13 protein-coding genes are annotated in these 20272 nt (G+C 66.9%); 11 read left to right on the forward strand and 2 right to left on the reverse strand.

The features are described 5' to 3' along the window. Positions 1-174 precede the first annotated feature (174 nt). From BST28156_RS21880 to BST28156_RS21915, 8 genes are all read left to right on the forward strand, one after another. Positions 175-1932 (forward strand): methyl-accepting chemotaxis protein, encoded by a 1758-nt coding sequence (locus BST28156_RS21880; RefSeq protein ID WP_174903348.1) that lies wholly within the window; start codon positions 175-177, stop codon positions 1930-1932. A gap of 522 nt (positions 1933-2454) precedes the next feature. Next, the gene (locus tag BST28156_RS21885) at positions 2455-4377 is read left to right on the forward strand and encodes a PrkA family serine protein kinase (RefSeq protein WP_060243852.1); all 1923 of its coding nucleotides are present in this window, start codon (positions 2455-2457) and stop codon (positions 4375-4377) included. Positions 4378-4502: 125 nt separating this feature from the next. Further along, on the forward strand, positions 4503-5771 hold the full coding sequence (locus tag BST28156_RS21890) for a YeaH/YhbH family protein (RefSeq protein ID WP_060243855.1): 1269 nt from the start codon (positions 4503-4505) through the stop codon (positions 5769-5771). Beyond that, the gene (locus BST28156_RS21895) at positions 5768-7444 is read left to right on the forward strand and encodes a SpoVR family protein (RefSeq protein ID WP_060243858.1); all 1677 of its coding nucleotides are present in this window, start codon (positions 5768-5770) and stop codon (positions 7442-7444) included. The genes BST28156_RS21890 and BST28156_RS21895 overlap by 4 nt, the downstream gene beginning before the upstream one ends. A gap of 239 nt (positions 7445-7683) precedes the next feature. Further along, the gene (locus BST28156_RS21900) at positions 7684-8988 is read left to right on the forward strand and encodes an MFS family transporter (RefSeq protein ID WP_060243860.1); all 1305 of its coding nucleotides are present in this window, start codon (positions 7684-7686) and stop codon (positions 8986-8988) included. A 434-nt stretch (positions 8989-9422) separates the two neighbouring features. Next, the gene (locus BST28156_RS21905) at positions 9423-10238 is read left to right on the forward strand and encodes an ABC transporter substrate-binding protein (protein ID WP_060244049.1); all 816 of its coding nucleotides are present in this window, start codon (positions 9423-9425) and stop codon (positions 10236-10238) included. Positions 10239-10386: 148 nt separating this feature from the next. Further along, positions 10387-11109, forward strand: coding sequence for an amino acid ABC transporter permease (locus tag BST28156_RS21910; protein WP_174903364.1), 723 nt, complete (start codon positions 10387-10389; stop codon positions 11107-11109). Positions 11110-11111: 2 nt separating this feature from the next. Beyond that, complete coding sequence (locus tag BST28156_RS21915; RefSeq protein ID WP_174903349.1) at positions 11112-11837, forward strand: amino acid ABC transporter permease; 726 nt, start codon at positions 11112-11114, stop codon at positions 11835-11837. Between the two features lie 52 nt (positions 11838-11889). Here the strand turns inward: BST28156_RS21915 and BST28156_RS21920 are convergent, their stop codons facing one another. Together BST28156_RS21920 and BST28156_RS21925 are read right to left on the reverse strand one after the other, a co-directional pair. Further along, positions 11890-13128 carry a M23 family metallopeptidase gene (locus BST28156_RS21920; protein WP_060243867.1) on the reverse strand — a complete coding sequence of 413 codons (1239 nt, stop codon included), beginning with the start codon at positions 13126-13128 and terminating at the stop codon, positions 11890-11892. Positions 13129-13466: 338 nt separating this feature from the next. Further along, entirely contained in the window at positions 13467-14117 is a 651-nt protein-coding gene (locus BST28156_RS21925; RefSeq protein WP_174903350.1) for a TetR family transcriptional regulator, read from the reverse strand. A gap of 150 nt (positions 14118-14267) precedes the next feature. Here BST28156_RS21925 and BST28156_RS21930 point away from each other — a divergent pair, with 150 nt between their 5' ends. Genes BST28156_RS21930 through BST28156_RS21940 form a run of 3 tightly spaced genes read left to right on the forward strand, consistent with a single transcriptional unit; the run spans position 14268 to position 20086 of the window. Continuing rightward, on the forward strand, positions 14268-15470 hold the full coding sequence (locus tag BST28156_RS21930) for a MexX/AxyX family multidrug efflux RND transporter periplasmic adaptor subunit (protein WP_174903351.1): 1203 nt from the start codon (positions 14268-14270) through the stop codon (positions 15468-15470). A gap of 15 nt (positions 15471-15485) precedes the next feature. Beyond that, complete coding sequence (locus BST28156_RS21935) at positions 15486-18620, forward strand: multidrug efflux RND transporter permease subunit (RefSeq protein ID WP_174903352.1); 3135 nt, start codon at positions 15486-15488, stop codon at positions 18618-18620. Positions 18621-18622: 2 nt separating this feature from the next. Then, a complete protein-coding gene (locus BST28156_RS21940; RefSeq protein ID WP_174903365.1) occupies positions 18623-20086 on the forward strand; it encodes an efflux transporter outer membrane subunit in 1464 nt (487 codons plus the stop codon). The last annotated feature ends 186 nt before the right edge of the window (positions 20087-20272 follow it).

Below are 20272 nucleotides of genomic sequence, written 5' to 3' on the forward strand. Positions count from 1 at the left end.
CGTGTCGAATGGCGTGTCAATTGTTCATGAATTGGCAATCAAAAAACGAATTGTTCACTTATTTGACATGAACACCATCAAGTTGCGCGCCGCGCGGTCGTAAATGCACGGGGCGAGGCACTGCCTTGAAGCGACGCGCCTCGCCCGTTCATACGACGCAACACAGGAAGGATGATGGTGTTCAGAAACCTGACGATTCGTGCGCGAATCGGTATCACGATGGCGTTTCTTGCCGCGCTGCTGGCTGCGATCGGCGTGCTGGGGCTGGTCGGAATGACACGCGCGAACGATTCGGCGCGCGACATTTTTACCAACCAGATGCCGAGTGCGGTCGATGTCGCGAGCGCGGAATTGTTCGCTGCGCGCGAGCGCCTGGCGCTCGATCGTGCGGCGCTGCTGGCCGGCACGGCCGATTCGGCAGCGGCGATCGCGCGCAGCCGCGAGATGCGCGCGCAGTCCGACGCATGGTGGCAGAAATATCTCGCGCTGCCGCGCGGCCCGGAGGAAGACCGGCTCGCCCAGGAGGTCGCCGCGAAGCGGCAGGCGCTGCAGCGCAGCTGCGACGCGTTCGCCAGCGTGGTGACGGCCGATCAGCGCGACCGGATCGGCGACGGTGCGAAGGCGCTCCAGGCGCGCTACAACGACCTCGCGGTCGCGAGCGAGGCGCTGCGCAAATTCCAGTTCGGCGACGCGCAAACCGGGTTCGACCACGCCGAGTCGGTGTTCGCGACGATACAGGTGCTGTCGATCGTCGCGCTGGCGGCCGGCTTCGGCGCCGCGCTGCTGTCGTGGCTGACGCTGAGCCGCGCGATCGGCCGTCCGCTGGCCGACGCGCTCGCGCATTTCGACGCGATCGCCGCCGGCGACCTGCGCCGCGCGATCGTCGCGCAGCGCCGCGACGAGATGGGCCAGTTGCTCGACGGCGTCGCGAAGATGCAGCGCGGGCTCGTCGACACGGTGCGCAGCGTGCGCGGCGGCAGCGAGTCGATCGCGACCGCGGCGCGGCAGATTGCGGCAGGCAATATCGACCTGTCGTCGCGCACCGAGGAGCAGGCTGCTGCATTGCAGGAAACCGCGTCGAGCATGGAGCAGCTGACGGGCACCGTGAAACAGAACGCGGACAATGCGCGCCAGGCGAGCGCGCTGGCCGCCAATGCGTCGGAGATTGCGAACCGCGGCAATACGGTGGTCGGCCGGGTCGTCGGCACGATGGGCGAGATCAACCAGAGTTCGGCGAAGATCGCGGACATCATCGCGATCATCGAGGGCATCGCGTTCCAGACCAACATCCTCGCGCTGAACGCAGCCGTCGAAGCCGCGCGCGCCGGCGAAGACGGGCGCGGCTTCGCGGTCGTCGCGGGCGAGGTGCGCAGCCTCGCGCAGCGCTCGTCGACCGCGGCGAAGGAAATCAAGGCGCTGATCGACGCGTCGGTCGAGCGCATCCGTACGGGTTCGACGCTCGTCGACGAAGCGGGGCGCACGATGACCGAGGTGATCGGTGCGGTGCAGCGCGTGACCGACATCATGGGCGAGATCGCGGCGGCGTCCGAGGAGCAGAGCGGCGGCATCGACCAGGTCGCGCGCGCGGTCGCGCAGATGGACGAGGTTACGCAGCAGAATGCGGCGCTGGTCGAGGAAGCAGCGGCCGCCGCGCAGTCGCTCGACGAACAGGCTGCCCGCCTGCGCGAGACGGTTGCGGTGTTTCGGGTCGATGACGGTGCGACGCCTTCTGCGGCGCTCGGGACGGGCGCGCTGCGGGCGACGCCTGCGCCGGCATCGCGACCGGCGCAGGCGCCCGTTCCGGCGGCCGCGCGCGACGGTCGCGCTGCACCGTCTCGGCGCACGCCCGCAGCGTCCGCGCAGCCGGCGCGTGAGCTGTCCGCTGCACCGGCACCGGTCGCCGCCGGCGCCGACGACTGGGAAACGTTCTGAGCCGCGCGCGGCGCATCTCTCCCCATTTGATAAAGAACGACGCCCGCATCTTGCGGGCGTCGTCGTTTCGGCGACCGACGCGATTCGGTCTCGCGCGGACCCTCGCATGTCGCGGAACGTGCGGCGCGCACGTCATGTCACGTCGTGCATGCGTTGGCGGTACGGGTATTTCCGTAAGCAAGGGCGCTGTGAAAAAAATTTGTAACGGTGCGCGCTGCGTGTCGTCCGAAACGTCGCTTCGAACGTATAGGGATGAAGGGGAGGCGCAGGCGACGGCGGACCGTCCAACGCACGAGAGGTTCCGTCGCTCGACGAGACGCGGCGGATGCAATTTCTGCGGCTCGGGAAGTCGATTGTAGAGCGACGAAATGCGTTGTCCAAGCCGTGTGACGAGAATGACGAACTTCATACAACGAGTTCGTGAAAAAAAATAAGAAAGGGTTTAGGATGAATTCGAACGCGCTTGCTTCTGCGCAGTCATGGAAGGCAGGCACGTCTTCAGACATAGGCGAGGGAGGTAGCATGGATATTTACAGCAGCTTCGCGAACCGCTTCGAAAAAACGCGAGAGGAAGAGTTCTCGCTTGAGGAGTATCTCGCGCTCTGCAAGAACGATCCGTCCGCGTATGCTACGGCCGGCGAACGCATGCTGGCTGCAATCGGGGAACCAGAACAAATCGATACCCGCAACGATCCGCGCCTGTCGCGCATCTTTGCGAACAAGGTCATCAAGGTGTATCCGGCGTTCCGCGAGTTCTACGGAATGGAGGAGGTGATCGAGCAGGTGGTCGCGTATTTCCGCCACGCTGCGCAAGGGCTCGAAGAGAAGAAGCAGATCCTCTATCTGCTCGGTCCGGTGGGCGGCGGCAAGTCGTCGATCGCCGAGCGTCTCAAGCAGTTGATGGAACGCGTGCCGTTCTATTCGCTGAAGGGTTCGCCCGTCAACGAATCGCCGCTCGGGCTGTTCGACTACGACGAAGACGGCCCGATCCTCGAAGAGCAATACGGCATTCCGCGCCGATATCTGAAGAGCATCCTGAGCCCGTGGGCCGTCAAGCGGCTGCACGAGTACAACGGCGACATCCGCCAGTTCCGCGTCGTGCGCCGCTATCCGTCGATCCTGCGGCAGATCGGCATCGCGAAGACCGAGCCGGGCGACGAGAACAACCAGGATATCTCGTCGCTGGTCGGCAAGGTCGACATCCGCAAGCTCGAGCAGTACGCGCAGGACGATGCCGACGCGTACAGCTACTCGGGCGGCCTGTGCCTCGCGAACCAGGGCCTGCTCGAATTCGTCGAAATGTTCAAGGCGCCGATCAAGGTGCTGCACCCGCTGCTGACCGCCACGCAGGAAGGCAACTTCAAGGGCACCGAAGGTTTCGGCGCGATTCCGTTCGACGGCGTGATTCTCGCGCACTCGAACGAGTCGGAATGGAAGGCGTTCCGCAACAACCGCAACAACGAGGCGCTGCTCGACCGGATCTTCGTCGTGAAGGTGCCGTACTGCCTGCGCGTGTCGGAAGAGGTGAAGATCTACGAGAAGCTGATCCGCAACTCGTCGCTTGCCGAGGCCGTGTGCGCGCCGGGCACGCTGAAGATGATGTCGCAGTTCTCGGTGTTGTCGCGACTGCACGAGCCGGAGAATTCGAGCCTGTTCTCGAAGATGCAGGTGTACGACGGCGAGAACCTGAAGGACACCGATCCGAAGGCGAAGTCGTACCAGGAGTATCGCGACTACGCGGGTGTGGACGAAGGGATGACGGGCGTATCGACGCGTTTCGCGTTCAAGATCCTGTCGCGCGTGTTCAACTTCGATTCGAGCGAGGTCGCGGCGAACCCCGTGCACCTGATGTACGTGCTCGAACAGCAGATCGAACGCGAGCAGTTCCCGCCGGAAACCGAGCAGAAGTACCTGTCGTTCGTGAAGGACGTGCTCGCGTCGCGCTACGCGGAATTCATCGGCAAGGAGATCCAGACGGCGTACCTCGAATCGTATTCGGAGTACGGGCAGAACATCTTCGACCGCTACGTCACGTATGCGGACTTCTGGATCCAGGACCAGGAATTTCGCGACCACGACACCGGCGAGAGCTTCGATCGCGCCGCGCTGAACGCGGAGCTGGAGAAGATCGAGAAGCCGGCCGGGATCAGCAATCCGAAGGATTTCCGCAACGAGATCGTGAACTTCGTGCTGCGCGCGCGGGCGGCGAATGCCGGCAAGAACCCCGTGTGGACGAGTTACGAGAAGCTGCGCGTCGTGATCGAGAAGAAGATGTTCTCGAATACCGAGGAACTGTTGCCGGTCATTTCGTTCAACGCGAAGGGCTCGGCCGAGGAGCAACGCAAGCATGAAGACTTTGTGAACCGGATGGTCGCGAAGGGCTATACGCCGAAGCAGGTGAGGCTGCTTTGCGACTGGTACCTGCGCGTGCGCAAGTCGTCATGACACGCGCGGTACCGCGCCCGTGCGGGCCCTCCGCACGGGTAACCTCAGAGACGCCGCCCGCATGACGGGAGACGGCATGTACGGCGAGCGTCCCGGCAAATCGACATTCGAGCGGGAGACCGGGAGTGCTTCATCAAATCATCGACCGCAGGCTGGCCGGCAAGAACAAGAGCATTGCCAATCGCGAACGCTTCCTGCGTCGCGTCAAGAACTACATTCGTCGCGCCGTGTCGGACGCGGTGCGCGATCGTAGCATCAAGGATATCCAGAGCACGCAGAGCATCACCATTCCGCGCAAGGACATCGCGGAACCGACGTTCCGCCACGGGCCGGGCGGGCGTCGCGAATACGTGCATCCCGGCAACGAAGACTACGTGCGCGGCGACAAGATTCCGCGCCCGCAGGGCGGCGCGGGCGGCGGCGGCAGCCAGGCCAGCAACGAGGGCGAAGGGCAGGACGACTTCGTGTTCGAGTTGTCGCGCGACGAATTCATGCAGTATTTCTTCGACGATCTCGAACTGCCGCGGCTCGTGAAGACGCACCTGCTGACGGTGCCGAGCTGGAAGAACGTGCGCGCGGGCTGGTCGGCGGAAGGCACGCCGAACAACATCGACGTCGTGCGCTCGCTGCGCAGCGCGCTCGGCCGGCGCATCGCGCTCGGCTCGCCGCTCGTCAACGAGCTGCACGAGCTCGAAGCGCAGCTCGAGGCGCTGAAGAACGACACCGAGGACCGCCGTGCGGAAATCGCGGTGCTCGAGGCGGAGATCCATCATCTGAAGGGGCGCATCTGGCGGATTCCGTTCATCGATCCGTTCGACCTGCGCTACATCAATCGCGTGAAGCAGCCGCAGCCGTCGAGCCAGGCCGTGATGTTCTGCCTGATGGACGTGTCGGGCTCGATGGACGAGCAGCGCAAGGATCTCGCGAAGCGCTTCTTCATCCTGCTGTACCTGTTCCTGAAGCGCAACTACGAGCGCATCGAGGTCGTGTTCATCCGTCACCATACGCGGGCGGAGGAGGTCGACGAGGACACCTTCTTCCATTCGACCGAAAGCGGCGGCACCGTCGTGTCGAGCGCGCTGGAGCTGATGCGCAAGGTGATGAACGAGCGCTATTCGCCGACGGAATGGAACATCTACGGCGCGCAGGCGTCCGACGGCGACAACTGGACTGACGATTCGCCGAAGTGTCGCAAAATCCTGGAAGAGGATATCCTCACGAAGACGCGTTATTTCGCGTATATCCAGGTGGCGCCGGAGGAGCAGAATCTGTGGCTGGAGTACGCGCAGCTGGCGCTGTCGCAACCGCATCTCGCGATGAAAAAAGTCGAATCGGCTGCCGACATCTACCCGGTCTTTCGCGAATTGTTCGAAAAGCAGGTGGAAATGTCATGACGACCCGCCACCTGCACAACGAGTCGCGCGGCTATGAGCCGCGCCCCTCCGGCGACGATACCGGCCATGCCGCACCGCAGCAGCGCGGCCCGGCCGGAACGTCGGCGCCGGCCGCCGATTTGCCCGGTGCCGGGCAAAAGGAAGCGCGTATGAACGTTGCCGAACGCAAGCCGCTGCCGTGCCCGTCCGACTGGACGTTCGAATTGCTCGAGGAATACGACACGCATATTTCGCAGGTCGCCGAGCAGTACGAACTCGACATCTACCCGATCCAGCTCGAGCTGATCAGCGCCGAGCAGATGATGGACGCCTATGCGTCGGTCGGGATGCCCGTCAACTATCGCCACTGGTCGTTCGGCAAGCACTTCCTCGCGACCGAGAAGAGCTATCGGCGCGGCCAGATGGGCCTCGCGTACGAAATCGTCATCAACTCGAATCCGTGCATCGCGTATCTGATGGAAGAGAACACGATGACGATGCAGGCGCTCGTGATCGCGCACGCGGCGTACGGCCACAACTCGTTCTTCAAGGGCAACTACCTGTTCCGGCTGTGGACCGACGCGCACGCGATCATCGACTATCTCGTGTATGCGAAGAACTACGTCGCGGAGTGCGAGGAGCGCTACGGCCTCGATCGCGTCGAGGAACTGCTCGACTCGTGCCATGCGCTGATGAACTACGGCGTCGACCGCTACAAGCGGCCGCAGAAGCCGTCGCTGTCCAAGGAAGCCGCGCTGCGGCGCGAGCGCGAAGCGTACCTGCAGTCGCAGGTCAACGAGCTGTGGCGCACGCTGCCGGGCAAGAAGCCCGAGCAGATGGAAGAGCAGGAGGAGCGCTATCCGCCCGAACCGCAGGAGAACCTGCTGTATTTCGCTGAGAAGAACGCGCCGCTGCTCGAGCCGTGGGAGCGCGAGGTGATCCGCATCGTGCGCAAGATCGGCCAGTACTTCTATCCGCAGCGGCAGACCCAGGTGATGAACGAAGGCTGGGCGACGTTCTGGCACTACACGCTGCTGAACACGCTGTACAACCAGGGCAAGCTGGAAGACGGCTTCATGATGGAGTTCCTGCATTCGCACAGCAACGTGGTCTATCAGCCGCCCGTCACGAAGCCGTACTACAGCGGGATCAATCCGTATGCGCTCGGCTTCTCGATGATGAGCGACATCCGGCGGATCTGCGAGTCGCCGACGGAGGAGGACTACAAGTGGTTCCCGGAAATCGCGGGCACCCCGTGGCTGCCGGCGATGCACTACGCGATGCGCAACTTCAAGGACGAGAGCTTCATCGCGCAGTACCTGTCGCCGCACCTGATCCGCGAGATGCGGCTGTTCTCGGTGCTCGACGACGACATGCGCGACTCGCTCGAAGTGTCGGCGATCCACGACGAGTCCGGCTACCAGTACGTGCGGCAGGCGCTGTCGCGGCAGTACGACATCCATCACCGAGAACCGAACATCCAGGTGTGGGCGGTGAACACGCGCGGCGACCGCAGCCTCACGCTGCGCCACTTCATGACCGACAACCGCCATCTGTCGAACGACAGCGACGAGGTGCTCAAGCACATGGCGCGGCTCTGGCAGTTCGACGTGTATCTGGAGAGCGTCGACGAGGCCGGCACCGTGCGCAAGCGCTACGAGTGCCGCTACACGCCGCCCGAGGTGCGCGTGTGATCGCGCGGCCGCGCGTGCAGGGTTTGCATCGGACGCCAGCCTTCGGGCTGGCGTTTTCATGTGACGAACGAATTACGGGAGAAAAATTTTCTACATCGGGACGAACCCGGAGAGCCTGTTACTTTACATTTCGCTAAAATCCCGTAGCGCCGTGCGCCGGAACCGGTGCCACGTGCGACTCCATGCGGCGGCGCGTCAGCCGTCACGCCCAGCAAGCACTATAAGGAACAGACCAACCCATGGACGTCCAGACCGACCAAGCCGCGCTGTCCGCGCACGATACCCGGCGGCGCGTGTTCGCGATCGTCGGCGCCTCGTCGGGCAATCTCGTCGAGTGGTTCGACTTCTACATCTACTCGTTCTGCGCGCTGTACTTCGCGCCGGCGTTCTTCCCGAGCGGCAACACCACCACGCAGCTGCTGAACACGGCCGGCGTGTTCGCGGCCGGCTTCCTGATGCGCCCGATCGGCGGCTGGCTGTTCGGCCGCATCGCCGACCGGCACGGCCGCCGCACCGCGATGATGATCTCGGTGCTGATGATGTGCGGCGGCTCGCTGGTGATCGCGGTGCTGCCGACCTACGCGCAGATCGGCGCGCTCGCGCCGGCGCTGCTGCTGGTCGCGCGCCTGTTCCAGGGGCTGTCGGTGGGCGGCGAATACGGCACCAGCGCGACCTACATGAGCGAGGTCGCGCTGAAGGGCCGGCGCGGCTTCTTCGCGTCGTTCCAGTACGTGACGCTGATCGGCGGCCAGCTGTGCGCGCTGCTCGTGCTCGTGATCCTGCAGCAAACGCTGTCGCCGGACGACCTGAAGGCGTGGGGCTGGCGCATTCCGTTCGTGGTCGGCGCGGCCGCCGCGCTGATCTCGCTGTATCTGCGCAAGTCGCTCGACGAAACGTCGACCAGCGCGTCGCGCGACAAGAAGGACGCGGGCACGATCCGCGGCGTCTGGCAGCACAAGGGCGCGTTCTTCACGGTGGTCGGCTTCACCGCGGGCGGCTCGCTGATCTTCTACACGTTCACGACCTACATGCAGAAGTACCTCGTGAACACGGCCGGCATGCATGCGAAGACGGCCAGCAACGTGATGACCGTCGCGCTGCTCGTCTACATGCTGATGCAGCCGGTGTTCGGCGCGCTGTCCGACAAGATCGGCCGCCGCACGTCGATGATCCTGTTCGGCACGTTCGCGGTGATCGGCACGGTGCCGCTGATGCATGCGCTGAAGGACGTGACGAGCCCGGTGGCCGCGTTCGTGCTGATCACGATCGCGCTGGCGATCGTCAGCTTCTACACGTCGATCAGCGGCCTGATCAAGGCCGAGATGTTCCCGCCCGAAGTGCGCGCGATGGGCGTCGGCCTGTCGTACGCGGTCGCGAACGCGATCTTCGGCGGCTCGGCGGAATATGTCGCACTGTGGTTCAAGTCGGTCGGCAGCGAGGAAACCTTCTACTGGTACGTGACCGTGCTGTGCGCGATCTCGTTGATCGTGTCGTGGCGGATGCGCGACCCGAGCAAGGAAGGCTACCTGCGTCACGAGCCGTGACCGGCGGCGGACCGGTCCGCCGCAAGCGATCGCTGTAAACGACAACGTCCCGTCACTTCGGCGGGACGTTTTTTTTTGCGTGTGCGCATCGCTTCGCGTGAACGCGTGCAAGCTCATCGCGGCGCATGCGATAACGATATCGAAATCGCTTCGTTGCCGGCCGCGGGCGATTTCCTTAATCTGGGCACGTAGTTCGTGTGACACCTCCTTGACTGGGATTCTCGCCCGCTGCTTGCAGCGGGCGTTTTTTTATCCCGCACGGCGCGGCCCGCGCTCATCACGAAACCCGCAGAGCAAAGCACCATTTGTTGGTTCGGATTCGCCGCGCGCGCTGATACGTTAGCGGCTTCGCGGCGACACACCACGCCGCGATGTTCCTCGAACCGGCCGCCGCGCGATCCGCGGCGGCCTTCATAACAAATCAGGTCGTGCTCATGAAAATCCACACTCTCGCTGCGTGGCTCGTCGGGGTTGCGCTCGTCACCGCAGGCACCGCCGCGCATGCGGACCGTCTCGACGACATCAGGAAGGCCGGCGTGCTGCGCGTCGCGACGTTCGACAGCAATCCGCCGTTCGGCTATGTCGACGCGAAAAGCAATCACATCGTCGGTCTCGACGTCGACTACGCGAAAGCGATCGCCGACAAGCTCGGCGTGAAGCTGCAGCTCCAGCCGACCAACCCGGCGAACCGCATCCCGTTCCTGACTTCCGGCAAGGTCGACCTGGTGCTCGCGAATTTCACGATCACCGACGAGCGCGCGAAGCAGGTCGATTTCAGCATTCCGTATTTTTCGTCGGGCCAGCAGTTTCTCGCGAAAAAGGGCGTGCTGAAGTCCGCCGATCAGTTGAACGGCCTGCGCGTCGGCGCGGACAAGGGCACCACCAACGAGATCACGCTGCGCGAAAAGTATCCGAACGCGACGATCGTCGCGTACGACGACACGCCGTTCGCGTTCGCCGCGCTGCGTGCCGGCAACGTGCAGGCGATCACGCAAGACGGGCCGAAGCTGATCGGCCTGCTCGCGAACGTGCCCGACAAGCAGAACTACGAGATTCCCGCGTTCACGATCTCGAACGACTACATGGGCGTCGGCGTGCCGAAGGGCGAGACGCGCCTGCTCGGCTTCGTCAACGACACGCTGAAGGGGCTCGAGGCGAGCGGCCGCGCGGCGAAGATCTACGACGCGTGGTTCGGCCCGACCACCAGGACGCCGCTCACGCGCATCTTCCGCATCGGCGACAAGACCTGATCGGTCTGCCGCGATCCGCGCGCCGATGCGACCGGCGTAGGCGGATCGCGGCGCGTTCCGCATCGCTTCGTTTTCTTTCGGCCGCGCGCATCGCGCGCGCCGTTCCCGAAACACCGCACCTACGTTCCCTATGCTGGCAGACCCTGGCATGCTCGGGCTGGCGCCCAAATATCTGTCGTGGCTCTGGCAGGGCTTCCTGCTGACGCTCGGTCTTGCGGCCGCGTCGGCGTTCGCGGCGACTTTCGGCGGGCTGTTGCTCGCGGTCATGCGACATGCGCGCGGTGCCGTGCCGCGTGCGGCGGCGGCCGCGTACATCGTCGCGTTCCGCAACACGCCGCTGCTCGTGCAGTTGCTGTTCTGGTATTTCGGCGTCGCGTCGCTGCTGCCCGACACGTGGATCGCCTGGCTGAACGCGCGCCATGCGTGGCACGCGGGCCCGCTCGCGCTCGCGTGGCCGTCGTTCGAATTCGTCGCGGGCTGGATCGGGCTGAGCGCCTATACGGCCGCGTTCGTCGCCGAGGAATGCGCAGCGGGCCTGCGCGGCGTGCGACGCGCGCAGCACGACGCGGCGGCCGCGCTCGGCCTCACGCCGTGGCAGGCGCTGCGCTACGTGGTGCTGCCGCAGGCCGTGCGCATCGCGCTGCCGCCGTTGTTCGGCCAGTACATGAATCTCGTGAAGAACTCGTCGCTGGCGATGGCGATCGGTGTCGCCGAGCTGTCGTACGCGTCGCGCCAGGTCGAGACCGAGACGTTCAGGACCTTTGCCGCGTTCGGCGTCGCGACCGTGCTGTATGTCGCGGCAGTCGCGGCGATCGAGGCCGGCGCGTATGCGGCCACGCAGTGGCGCGACCGGCTGCGGGCAGGGCGTTGACGATGGACTATTCGCTGCTGCTCGCCAACCTGCCGTACCTGCTCGTCGGCGCTTTCCCGGACGGCCCGCTCGGCGGCGCCGCGCTGTCGCTGGTGCTGGCCGTCGCGTCGGCGCTGGCGTCCGCCGTGCTCGGCGTGGCGCTGGGTGTCGCGATGGCGCTCGCGCGCGGCCCGATGCGCGTGCTGCTGCTGGCATTCATCGGCTTTTTCCGCGCGATTCCGGTGCTGATGCTGATTTTCTGGACTTACTTCCTGATGCCCGTGCTGCTGCATATGGACGTGCCGGGGCTGGCCACGGTCGTGTGTGCGCTCGCGCTGATCGGCGGTGCGTATCTCGCGCACGCGGTGCATGCGGGCATCGTCGCGGCGGGCGACGGGCAGTGGCAGGCCGGCCTGTCGCTCGGGCTCACGCGCTGGCAGACGGTGCGCTACGTGCTGCTGCCGCAGGCGATCCGGATCATGACGCCGTCGTTCGTGAACCAGTGGGTCGCGCTGGTGAAGGACACGTCGCTCGCGTATGTGGTCGGCGTGCCGGAGCTGTCGTTCGTCGCGACGCAGGTGAACAACCGGCTGATGGTCTATCCGGCGCCGATCTTCCTGTTCGTCGCGGCGATCTATCTGGTGCTGTGCACGTCGCTCGACGGCGCGGCGCGCTGGCTGCTGTCGCGCCGGCCGCGCGCGGAACGCGTCGCGCAGGCGGCGACCGAGCGCACGGAGCCGGCGCGCTGACGGCACATCGCTTGCACGGCGAGCGCCGCCGCGCGCATGGCTGCCGTCGCGGTCAGGACGCCGCGTAGTGCGTGTTGAACACCGCGCGCAGCGTCGACTTGTCGGTCGCGAAATCGCCCCACAGCGGCCCGTCGTTCTGCACGAACGCGAATGGCGCGGTATCGATCGACGCGAGGCGGAAACGCCATTCCGCGGCCTGCTGGCGGAACGCGGTGAGCTGCATGTCCGACAGCGCGGTCTGCGCGTTCGCGAGCGTGACGAGCGGATCGACCGGCTGGTTCGCGATGCGCACCTCGAAGTGCAGGTGCGGCCCGGTCGCCGCGCCGGTCATGCCGACCGAGCCGAGCCGCTGCCCCTGCTTCACGGGTTCGCCGGTCCTGAGCCCGCGCGCGAACGCGGACAGGTGCGCGTAGTAGGTCGAATAGCCGTCGGCATGATCGACGATCACGTAATGGCCGTAGCCGCCCGGATCGGTGCCGACGAACGACACGACGCCGTCGGCGGCCGCGTCGACGGGCGTGCCGGTCGGCGCGGCGAGATCGACGCCGGTATGGAACGCCATCGCCTGCGACAGCGGATGGATGCGCTCGCCGAAGAAGGAGCTGATGCGCGTCCACTTGACGGGCATCGTGAACGCGGCCGCTTCGAGCGGCGCGCCGTCGAGCGTGTAGTACGCGCCATGCTCGGCGCCCGGCGCGCGGAACCAGATCGCGCCGAACGTGCGGCCGGCCACGCGCAGTTCGAGCGCGGTGAGGCGCGGCACGCCGTCGTTCTCGTCGAACGCGAGGCGGTAATAGTCGCCGCGCTTCGCGCTCGCGCGCATCTCGACCTTGCCGCTGACGAGATCGCCGAGCTGGATGCGCACTTCGGGCGGCACGTCGAGGCGGTTCAGCGTATCGGACAGCGTGAGTTCGATATTGCCCGCGCGCATCCCGTGTTCGGCCTCGGGCGGCGCGAGCGTAAACAGGCTCGCGTAGCCGAGCATGTCGTTGCGGTGCGCGCTGAGCGGCGCGAACAGGCCCGGCTGCGGGCTGCGCGCGCCGATCGTGCGGGCGAGCTCGCTCGTCACGAAATGCTGCGCGGTGGGAAAGGGCGTATCGGACAGCACGCGCTGCGGCAGCACGGCCGTACCGGAATCGACGGCGCCGGGCAGTTGCGATACGGCCGGCAGCGCGGCGGCCAGACCGAGTGCGGCGAGCGCGCCGAGCACGGCGGCCGGCACGAGCGCGCGCACGAAGCGCTGCGCGCGGCCGCGCGCGGAAGCATCAGGGGTTGCAGCAGACTTGACCAAGGTGTCCACATCCAGAAAAGCGGTTCATCGGAGGTGTGGGCGGGGACCACCGGCGGCACATTCGTCGGACGGCGACGGGGCGGGCGGCGGGCGTGCAACAAAACAGGCCCCGCAAGGGGCCTGTGTCGTTTCCGTTCGACCCAACGCGCGGGCGGACCCGCTTCGAACGGCAGCGTGCATGGCGGGTCGAACCCGGTTATCACGAAGACGCTAAAGAAAGATGACAGCGTCAGTCTACCGATGTTCCGCCAAACGTTAAAAATTTTAAAGAGGGTCGGCTCAATCGTTTCGCACTGCGGTAAATCGGGTTAAATCAGCATTTATTGCGAGGCTTTGCGTCAATCCGGCAATTTTTGCGATCGACTGCCGCGCAGCGCGGCGGACGTGCGCACCGCATCGAAGCCGGCATCGAGCATTGCTTCCGCGTCGTTCCACAGATTGCCGCGCAGCCGGTTGGTCCAGATCATCGACGCGAACACGCCTTCGAGCAGCGACACGAGATAGACGGCGGCGAGATGCACATCGAGATCGGCGGCGAGCTCGCCGGCCGCGATCGCACGGCGCAGCAGCGCCTTGGTGATGCGCAGCATCTGCAGTTCGAGCAGCATGCGGCGCCGCTGCAGCGCGCCGTTTTCCTCGCTCTGCTCGCACTTCGTATAGAGGATCACCAGCACGCGCTGCATCGAGCCGGGCTCGCCGCACTGCTGCAGATAGTGCGACGCGGCGTGCCGCAGCGTATCGAGCGCGGGCAGGCCGTCGCTCGCGTCGAAGCCTTCCGAGGTGCGCGCGAACGCACGGTCGCACATCGCCAGACACACTTCCATCTTGTTGCGGTAGTGGCCGTACACGGCGCCGCGCGACATGCCGGCGGCCTCGGCGAGGTCCGCCATCGCGGTTTGCGCGACGCCTTTCTCGAGCAGCACGAGTTCGGCGGCGTCGAGGATCCGGTGCTTGATGGCGAGCGATTCTTCCCGGGTCTTGCGAGCCATGTTCTGAAATTCCTTACGTTTCGCTGTCGTTTTATTGAGACAGTACGGCAGCGGGATGGAGACGGCGATTTATTTAATCAGTCGTGACTGATTATAATCGGCCACCCTGAGCCGCCGCATTTTATCGGCGGCGAACGATCCGAGGTCACCATGAATAACAATCGCTCCCTGTCGCGCCGCCTCCGGCTGGCGCCATTCGCGCTGGCGGCCGTGCTCGCCGCGGCCGGATGCGGAAAGGGCGAGAAGGACGCGGCGCCGGAGGCCGCCCGGAAGGCGACGGTCGTCACGGTGCGTCCGACCGCCGTCGCGATGACGGTCGAGCTGCCGGGCCGGCTCGACGCATACCGGCAAGCGGAAGTGCGCGCGCGCGTCGCGGGCATCGTCACCGCGCGCACCTACGAGGAAGGCCAGGAAGTGAAGCAGGGCGCGGTGCTGTTCCGCATCGATCCCGCGCCGCTGAAGGCCGCGCGCGACGCCGCGCAGGGCGCGCTCGCGAAAGCGCAGGCCGCGGCGCTCGCGGCGAGCGACAAGCGTCGCCGCTATGCGGATCTCGTGCGCGATCGCGCGGTCAGCGAACGCGACCATACCGAAGCCGTCGCGGACGACGCGCAGGCGAAGGCCGAGGTCGCGTCGGCGAAGGCCGAACTCGCACGTGCGCAGCTGCAGCTCGACTACGCGACCGTCACCGCGCCGATCTCGGGCCGCGCGCGGCGCGCGCTCGTCACCGAAGGCGCGCTGGTCGGCCAGGACCAGGCGACGCCGCTGACGACGGTCGAGCAGCTCGATCCGATCTACGTGAACTTCTCGCAGCCGGCCGCCGACGTCGATGCGCTGCGCCGCGCGGTGAAGAGCGGCCGCGCGACCGGCATCGCGCAGCAGGACGTCGCGGTGACGCTGCTGCGCGCGGACGGCACTGCGTATCCGCTGAAGGGCCGGCTGCTGTTCAGCGACCTCGCGGTCGATCCGACCACCGACACCGTCGCGATGCGTGCGCTGTTTCCGAATCCGGATCGCGAACTGCTGCCCGGCGCGTACGTGCGCATCGCGCTCGACACGGCGGTCGACCGGCGCGCGATCCTGGTGCCGCGCGACGCGCTGCTGCGCACGGCCGAGCGAACGTCGGTGCGGGTGGTCGGCGCGAACGACAAGGTCAAGGACGTCGAAGTCGTCGCGGACCGGATGAGCGGCCGCGACTGGCGCATCACGCGCGGCCTGTCGGGCGGCGAGCGCGTGATCGTCGACGACCCCGCGCAGTTCGCGCCCGATACCGCGGTGAAGCCCGTCGAGCAGGCGCTGCCGGCGAAAGCGGCGCCGCCCGCGGCCGCGTCGCATACGGCCGCCCGTCAAACCTGACCGGTTCAAACCAACATGGCACGTTTCTTCATCGATCGCCCGGTGTTTGCGTGGGTGATCGCACTCTTCATCATGCTGGGCGGCGCATTCGCGATTCGCGCGCTGCCCGTCGCGCAGTATCCGGACATCGCGCCGCCCGTCGTCAGCATCTATGCGACCTATCCGGGCGCGTCCGCGCAGGTCGTCGAGGAATCGGTGACGGCGCTGATCGAGCGCGAGATGAACGGCGCGCCGGGGCTGCTGTACACGTCCGCGACGAGCAGCGCCGGGATGGCGTCGCTGTACCTGACCTTCCGGCAAGGCGTGAACGCCGACCTCGCGGCCGTCGAGGTGCAGAACCGCCTGAAGACGGTCGAGGCGCGGCTGCCCGAGCCCGTGCGGCGCGACGGCATCCAGGTCGAGAAGGCTGCCGACAACATCCAGCTCGTCGTGTCGCTGACCTCCGAGGACGGCCGGATGACCGACGTGCAGCTCGGCGAATACGCGTCGGCGAACGTCGTGCAGGCGCTGCGGCGCGTGGAAGGCGTCGGCAAGGTGCAGTTCTGGGGCGCCGAATATGCGATGCGGATCTGGCCGGACCCGGTGAAGATGGCCGGGCACGGGCTGACCGCGTCGGACATCGCATCGGCCGTGCGCGCGCACAACGCGCGCGTGACGGTCGGCGACATCGGCCGCAGTGCGGTGCCGGACAGCGCGCCGATCGCCGCGACCGTGTTCGCGGACGCGCCGCTGAAGACGCCCGCCGATTTCGGCGCGATCGCGCTGCGCACGCAGGCCGACGGCTCCGCGCTGCTGCTGCGCGACGTCGCGCGCATCGAGTTCGGCGGCAACGACTACAACTATCCGTCGTACGTGAACGGCAAGGTCGCGACCGGCATGGGCATCAAGCTCGCGCCGGGCTCGAATGCGGTGGCCACCGAGAAGCGCGTGCGCGAGACGATGGACGAGCTGTCCGCGTATTTCCCGCCGGGCGTCGAATACCAGATTCCGTACGAGACCTCGTCGTTCGTGCGCGTGTCGATGAACAAGGTCGTCACGACGCTGATCGAGGCCGGCGTGCTGGTGTTCCTCGTGATGTTCCTGTTCATGCAGAACCTGCGCGCGACGCTGATCCCGACGCTGGTCGTGCCGGTCGCGCTCGCGGGCACGTTCGGCGTGATGTACGCGGCCGGCTTCTCGATCAACGTGCTGACGATGTTCGGCATGGTGCTCGCAATCGGCATCCTCGTCGACGATGCGATCGTCGTCGTCGAGAACGTCGAGCGGCTGATGGTCGAGGAAGGGCTCGGGCCGTACGACGCGACCGTCAAGGCGATGCAGCAGATCAGCGGCGCGATCGTCGGGATTACCGTCGTGCTGACCTCGGTGTTCGTGCCGATGGCGTTCTTCGGCGGCGCGGTCGGCAACATCTACCGGCAGTTCGCGCTGTCGCTCGCGGTGTCGATCGGCTTCTCCGCGTTCCTCGCGCTGTCGCTGACGCCCGCGCTGTGCGCGACGCTGCTCAAGCCGGTGTCGGACGCGCACCACGAGAAGCGCGGCTTCTTCGGCGGGTTCAACCGTTTCGTCGCACGCTCGACGCAGCGCTACGCGACGCGCGTCGGCGCGATGCTGAAGAAGCCGCTGCGCTGGCTCGTCGTGTACGGCGCGCTGGGCGCCGCCGCCGCGCTGATGCTCGCGCAACTGCCGAGCGCGTTCCTGCCCGACGAGGACCAGGGCAACTTCATGGTGATGGTGATCCGCCCGCAGGGCACGCCGCTCGCGGAAACGATGCAGAGCGTGCGCGCGGTCGAGTCGGCGATCCGCCGCGACGAGCCGGCCGCCTATACCTATGCGCTCGGCGGCTTCAACCTGTACGGCGAAGGGCCGAACGGCGGGATGATCTTCGTCACGCTGAAGAACTGGAAAGAGCGCAAGGCGGTGCGCGATCACGTGCAGGCGATCGTCGAGCGCGTGAATGCGCGCTTTGCGGGCACGCCGAACACGACGGTGTTCGCGATGAACTCGCCGGCGCTGCCCGATCTCGGCTCGACGAGCGGGTTCGACTTCCGGCTGCAGAACCGCGGCGGCGTCGACCATGCGGCGTTCGCCGCCGCGCGCGAGCAGCTGCTCGCGGCGGGCGGCAAGGATCCCGCGCTCACCGACCTGATGTTCGCGGGCACGCAGGACGCGCCGCAGCTGAAGCTCGACATCGATCGCGCGAAGGCGTCCGCGCTCGGCGTGTCGATGGACGAGATCAACACGACGCTCGCGGTGATGTTCGGTTCCGACTATATCGGCGACTTCATGCACGGCACGCAGGTGCGGCGCGTGGTCGTGCAGGCCGACGGGCTGCACCGGCTCGATCCGGACGACGTGAAGAAGCTGCGCGTGCGCAACGCGCGCGGCGAAATGGTGCCGCTCGCGGCGTTCGCGACGCTGCATTGGACGCTCGGGCCGCCGCAGCTCACGCGCTACAACGGCTATCCGTCGTTCACGATCAACGGCTCGGCCGCGCCCGGCCACAGCAGCGGCGAGGCGATGGCCGCGATCGAGCGCATCGCCGCGCAGCTGCCGGCCGGCATCGGCCATGCGTGGTCGGGGCAGTCGTTCGAGGAACGGCTGTCGGGCTCGCAGGCGCCGATGCTGTTCGCGCTGTCGGTGCTGGTCGTGTTTCTCGCGCTCGCGGCGCTCTACGAGAGCTGGTCGATTCCGTTCGCGGTGATGCTGGTCGTGCCGCTCGGCGTGATCGGCGCGGTGCTCGGCGTCACGTTGCGCGGGATGCCGAACGATATTTATTTCAAGGTGGGGCTGATCGCGACGATCGGGCTGTCCGCGAAGAACGCGATCCTGATCGTCGAAGTCGCGAAGGATCGGGTCGCGCAGCGCCTGTCGCTCGTCGACGCCGCGCTCGAAGCCGCGCGCCTGCGGCTGCGGCCGATCGTGATGACGTCGCTCGCGTTCGGCGTCGGCGTGCTGCCGCTCGCGTTCGCGTCGGGCGCGGCGTCCGGCGCGCAGAGGGCGATCGGCACCGGCGTGCTCGGCGGCGTGATCACGGCGACCGTGTTCGCGGTGTTTCTGGTCCCGCTGTTTTTCGTGATCGTCGGCCGCCTGTTCGACGTCGGCCCGCGCCGGCGCGGCGCTGCGCAACCGACGACGATGGAGGGATCGTGATGATGTTTCGCCTGAATGCGTGCGCGGCGCGGCGCACGCAGGTCGCGCTGGCGGCCGCGCTCGTGTTCGCGGGCTGCTCGCTCGCGCCGCGCTACGAGCGGCCGGTGGCGCCCGTGCCGTCCGCGTATACACCCGTCGACGGCGGCGCGGCGGCCGCACCGGCGTCGTCCGGCCGATCCGCCGATGCCGCGCTGCTCGACGACTGGCATGCGTACTTCACCGATCCCGCGCTGCGCGCGTGGATCGATGCGGCGCTCGCGAACAACCGCGACCTGCGGATCGCGGCGGCCCGCCTCGACGAGGCGCGCGCGCTGTACGGCGTGCAGCGCGCCGACCGGATGCCGTCGGTCGACGCGAATCTCGGCTACGAGCGCACGCGGCAGTACGACCCGGTCGTGCGCGAAAGCGCGGTGAGCGGGCTGTATCGCGCGGGCGTCGGCATCAGCGCATACGAGCTCGACCTGTTCGGACGCGTGCGGAGCCTGTCCGACGCGGCGCTGGCCGAATATTTCGCGACGGCTGAAGCCCGGCGCACGGTACGGATCGGCGTGATTGCCGAAGTCGCGGGCGCGTACGTGTCGGAACGCGCGCTCTACGCACAGCTCGCGCTCGCGCAGCGCACGCTCGACGCGCGCGAACGGATCGCGGCGCTTACGCAGCGCCGCTATGCGGCCGGCACGAGCGATGCGATCGAACTGCGTTCGGCCGAGATGCTGGTCGCGTCCGCGCGCGCGTCGCAGGCCGCGTTGCAGCGCGAACATGCACAGTCGGTGCGCGCGCTGCAATTGCTCGCGGGCGATTTCGCGCGCAACGTGCCCGGCGACGCGACGCCGCTCGACGCGCTCGCGATCGCCCCCGTGGCGCCCGGTGCGCCGAGCGAGCTGCTCGAGCGGCGGCCCGACATCCGGCAGGCCGAGGCGCGGCTCAAGGCTGCGAATGCGCAGATCGGCGCCGCGCGCGCGGCGTTCTTCCCGCGCATCGCGCTGACGACCGACGTCGGTTCGGTCAGCGATGCGCTCTCGGGCCTGTTCGCGGGCGGCACGAGCATCTGGACGTTCGCGCCGCGCATCACGCTGCCGCTGTTCGCGGGCGGTCGCAATCGCGCGAACCTCGACGTCGCGACCGCACGCACGCATGTCGCGGTCGCCGAGTACGAGAAGACCGTGCAGACCGCGTTCCGCGAAGTGGCCGACGCGTTTGCCGCACGCGACTGGATCGATCGCCAGCTCGTCGCGCAGCAGGACGTTTATGCGGCCGACGGCGCGCGGCTGAAGCTGGCCGAGCGCCGCTACGCGGGCGGCGTCGCGACGTATCTGGAACTGCTCGATGCGCAGCGCAGCACGTACGAATCGGGCCAGGAGCTGATCCGGCTCAAGCAGCTCAGGCTCGCGAACGCGATCGCGCTGTACCGTGCGCTCGGCGGCGGCTGGACGCCGGTATCGGCACCGGACGCGGCCGACGCGTGATGCGAGGATGCGTCGCCGTCGAAGCGGCGAGGGTGCGGGTCGATGCGCCGTCGCTGCTTCGACGCTGCATGACTTCGCGATGCCGCCGGCGGCATCGTCGTCGCGCATTTTCCACCTGACGGGCAGCGGCAGGGCGGCAGCGCCGCCCTCTATCCGTTTCTTATCCTGCGACCGGCATCGTCGCCA

The sequence above is a fragment of the Burkholderia pseudomultivorans genome (genome assembly GCF_902499075.1).
GTDB lineage: Bacteria > Pseudomonadota > Gammaproteobacteria > Burkholderiales > Burkholderiaceae > Burkholderia > Burkholderia pseudomultivorans.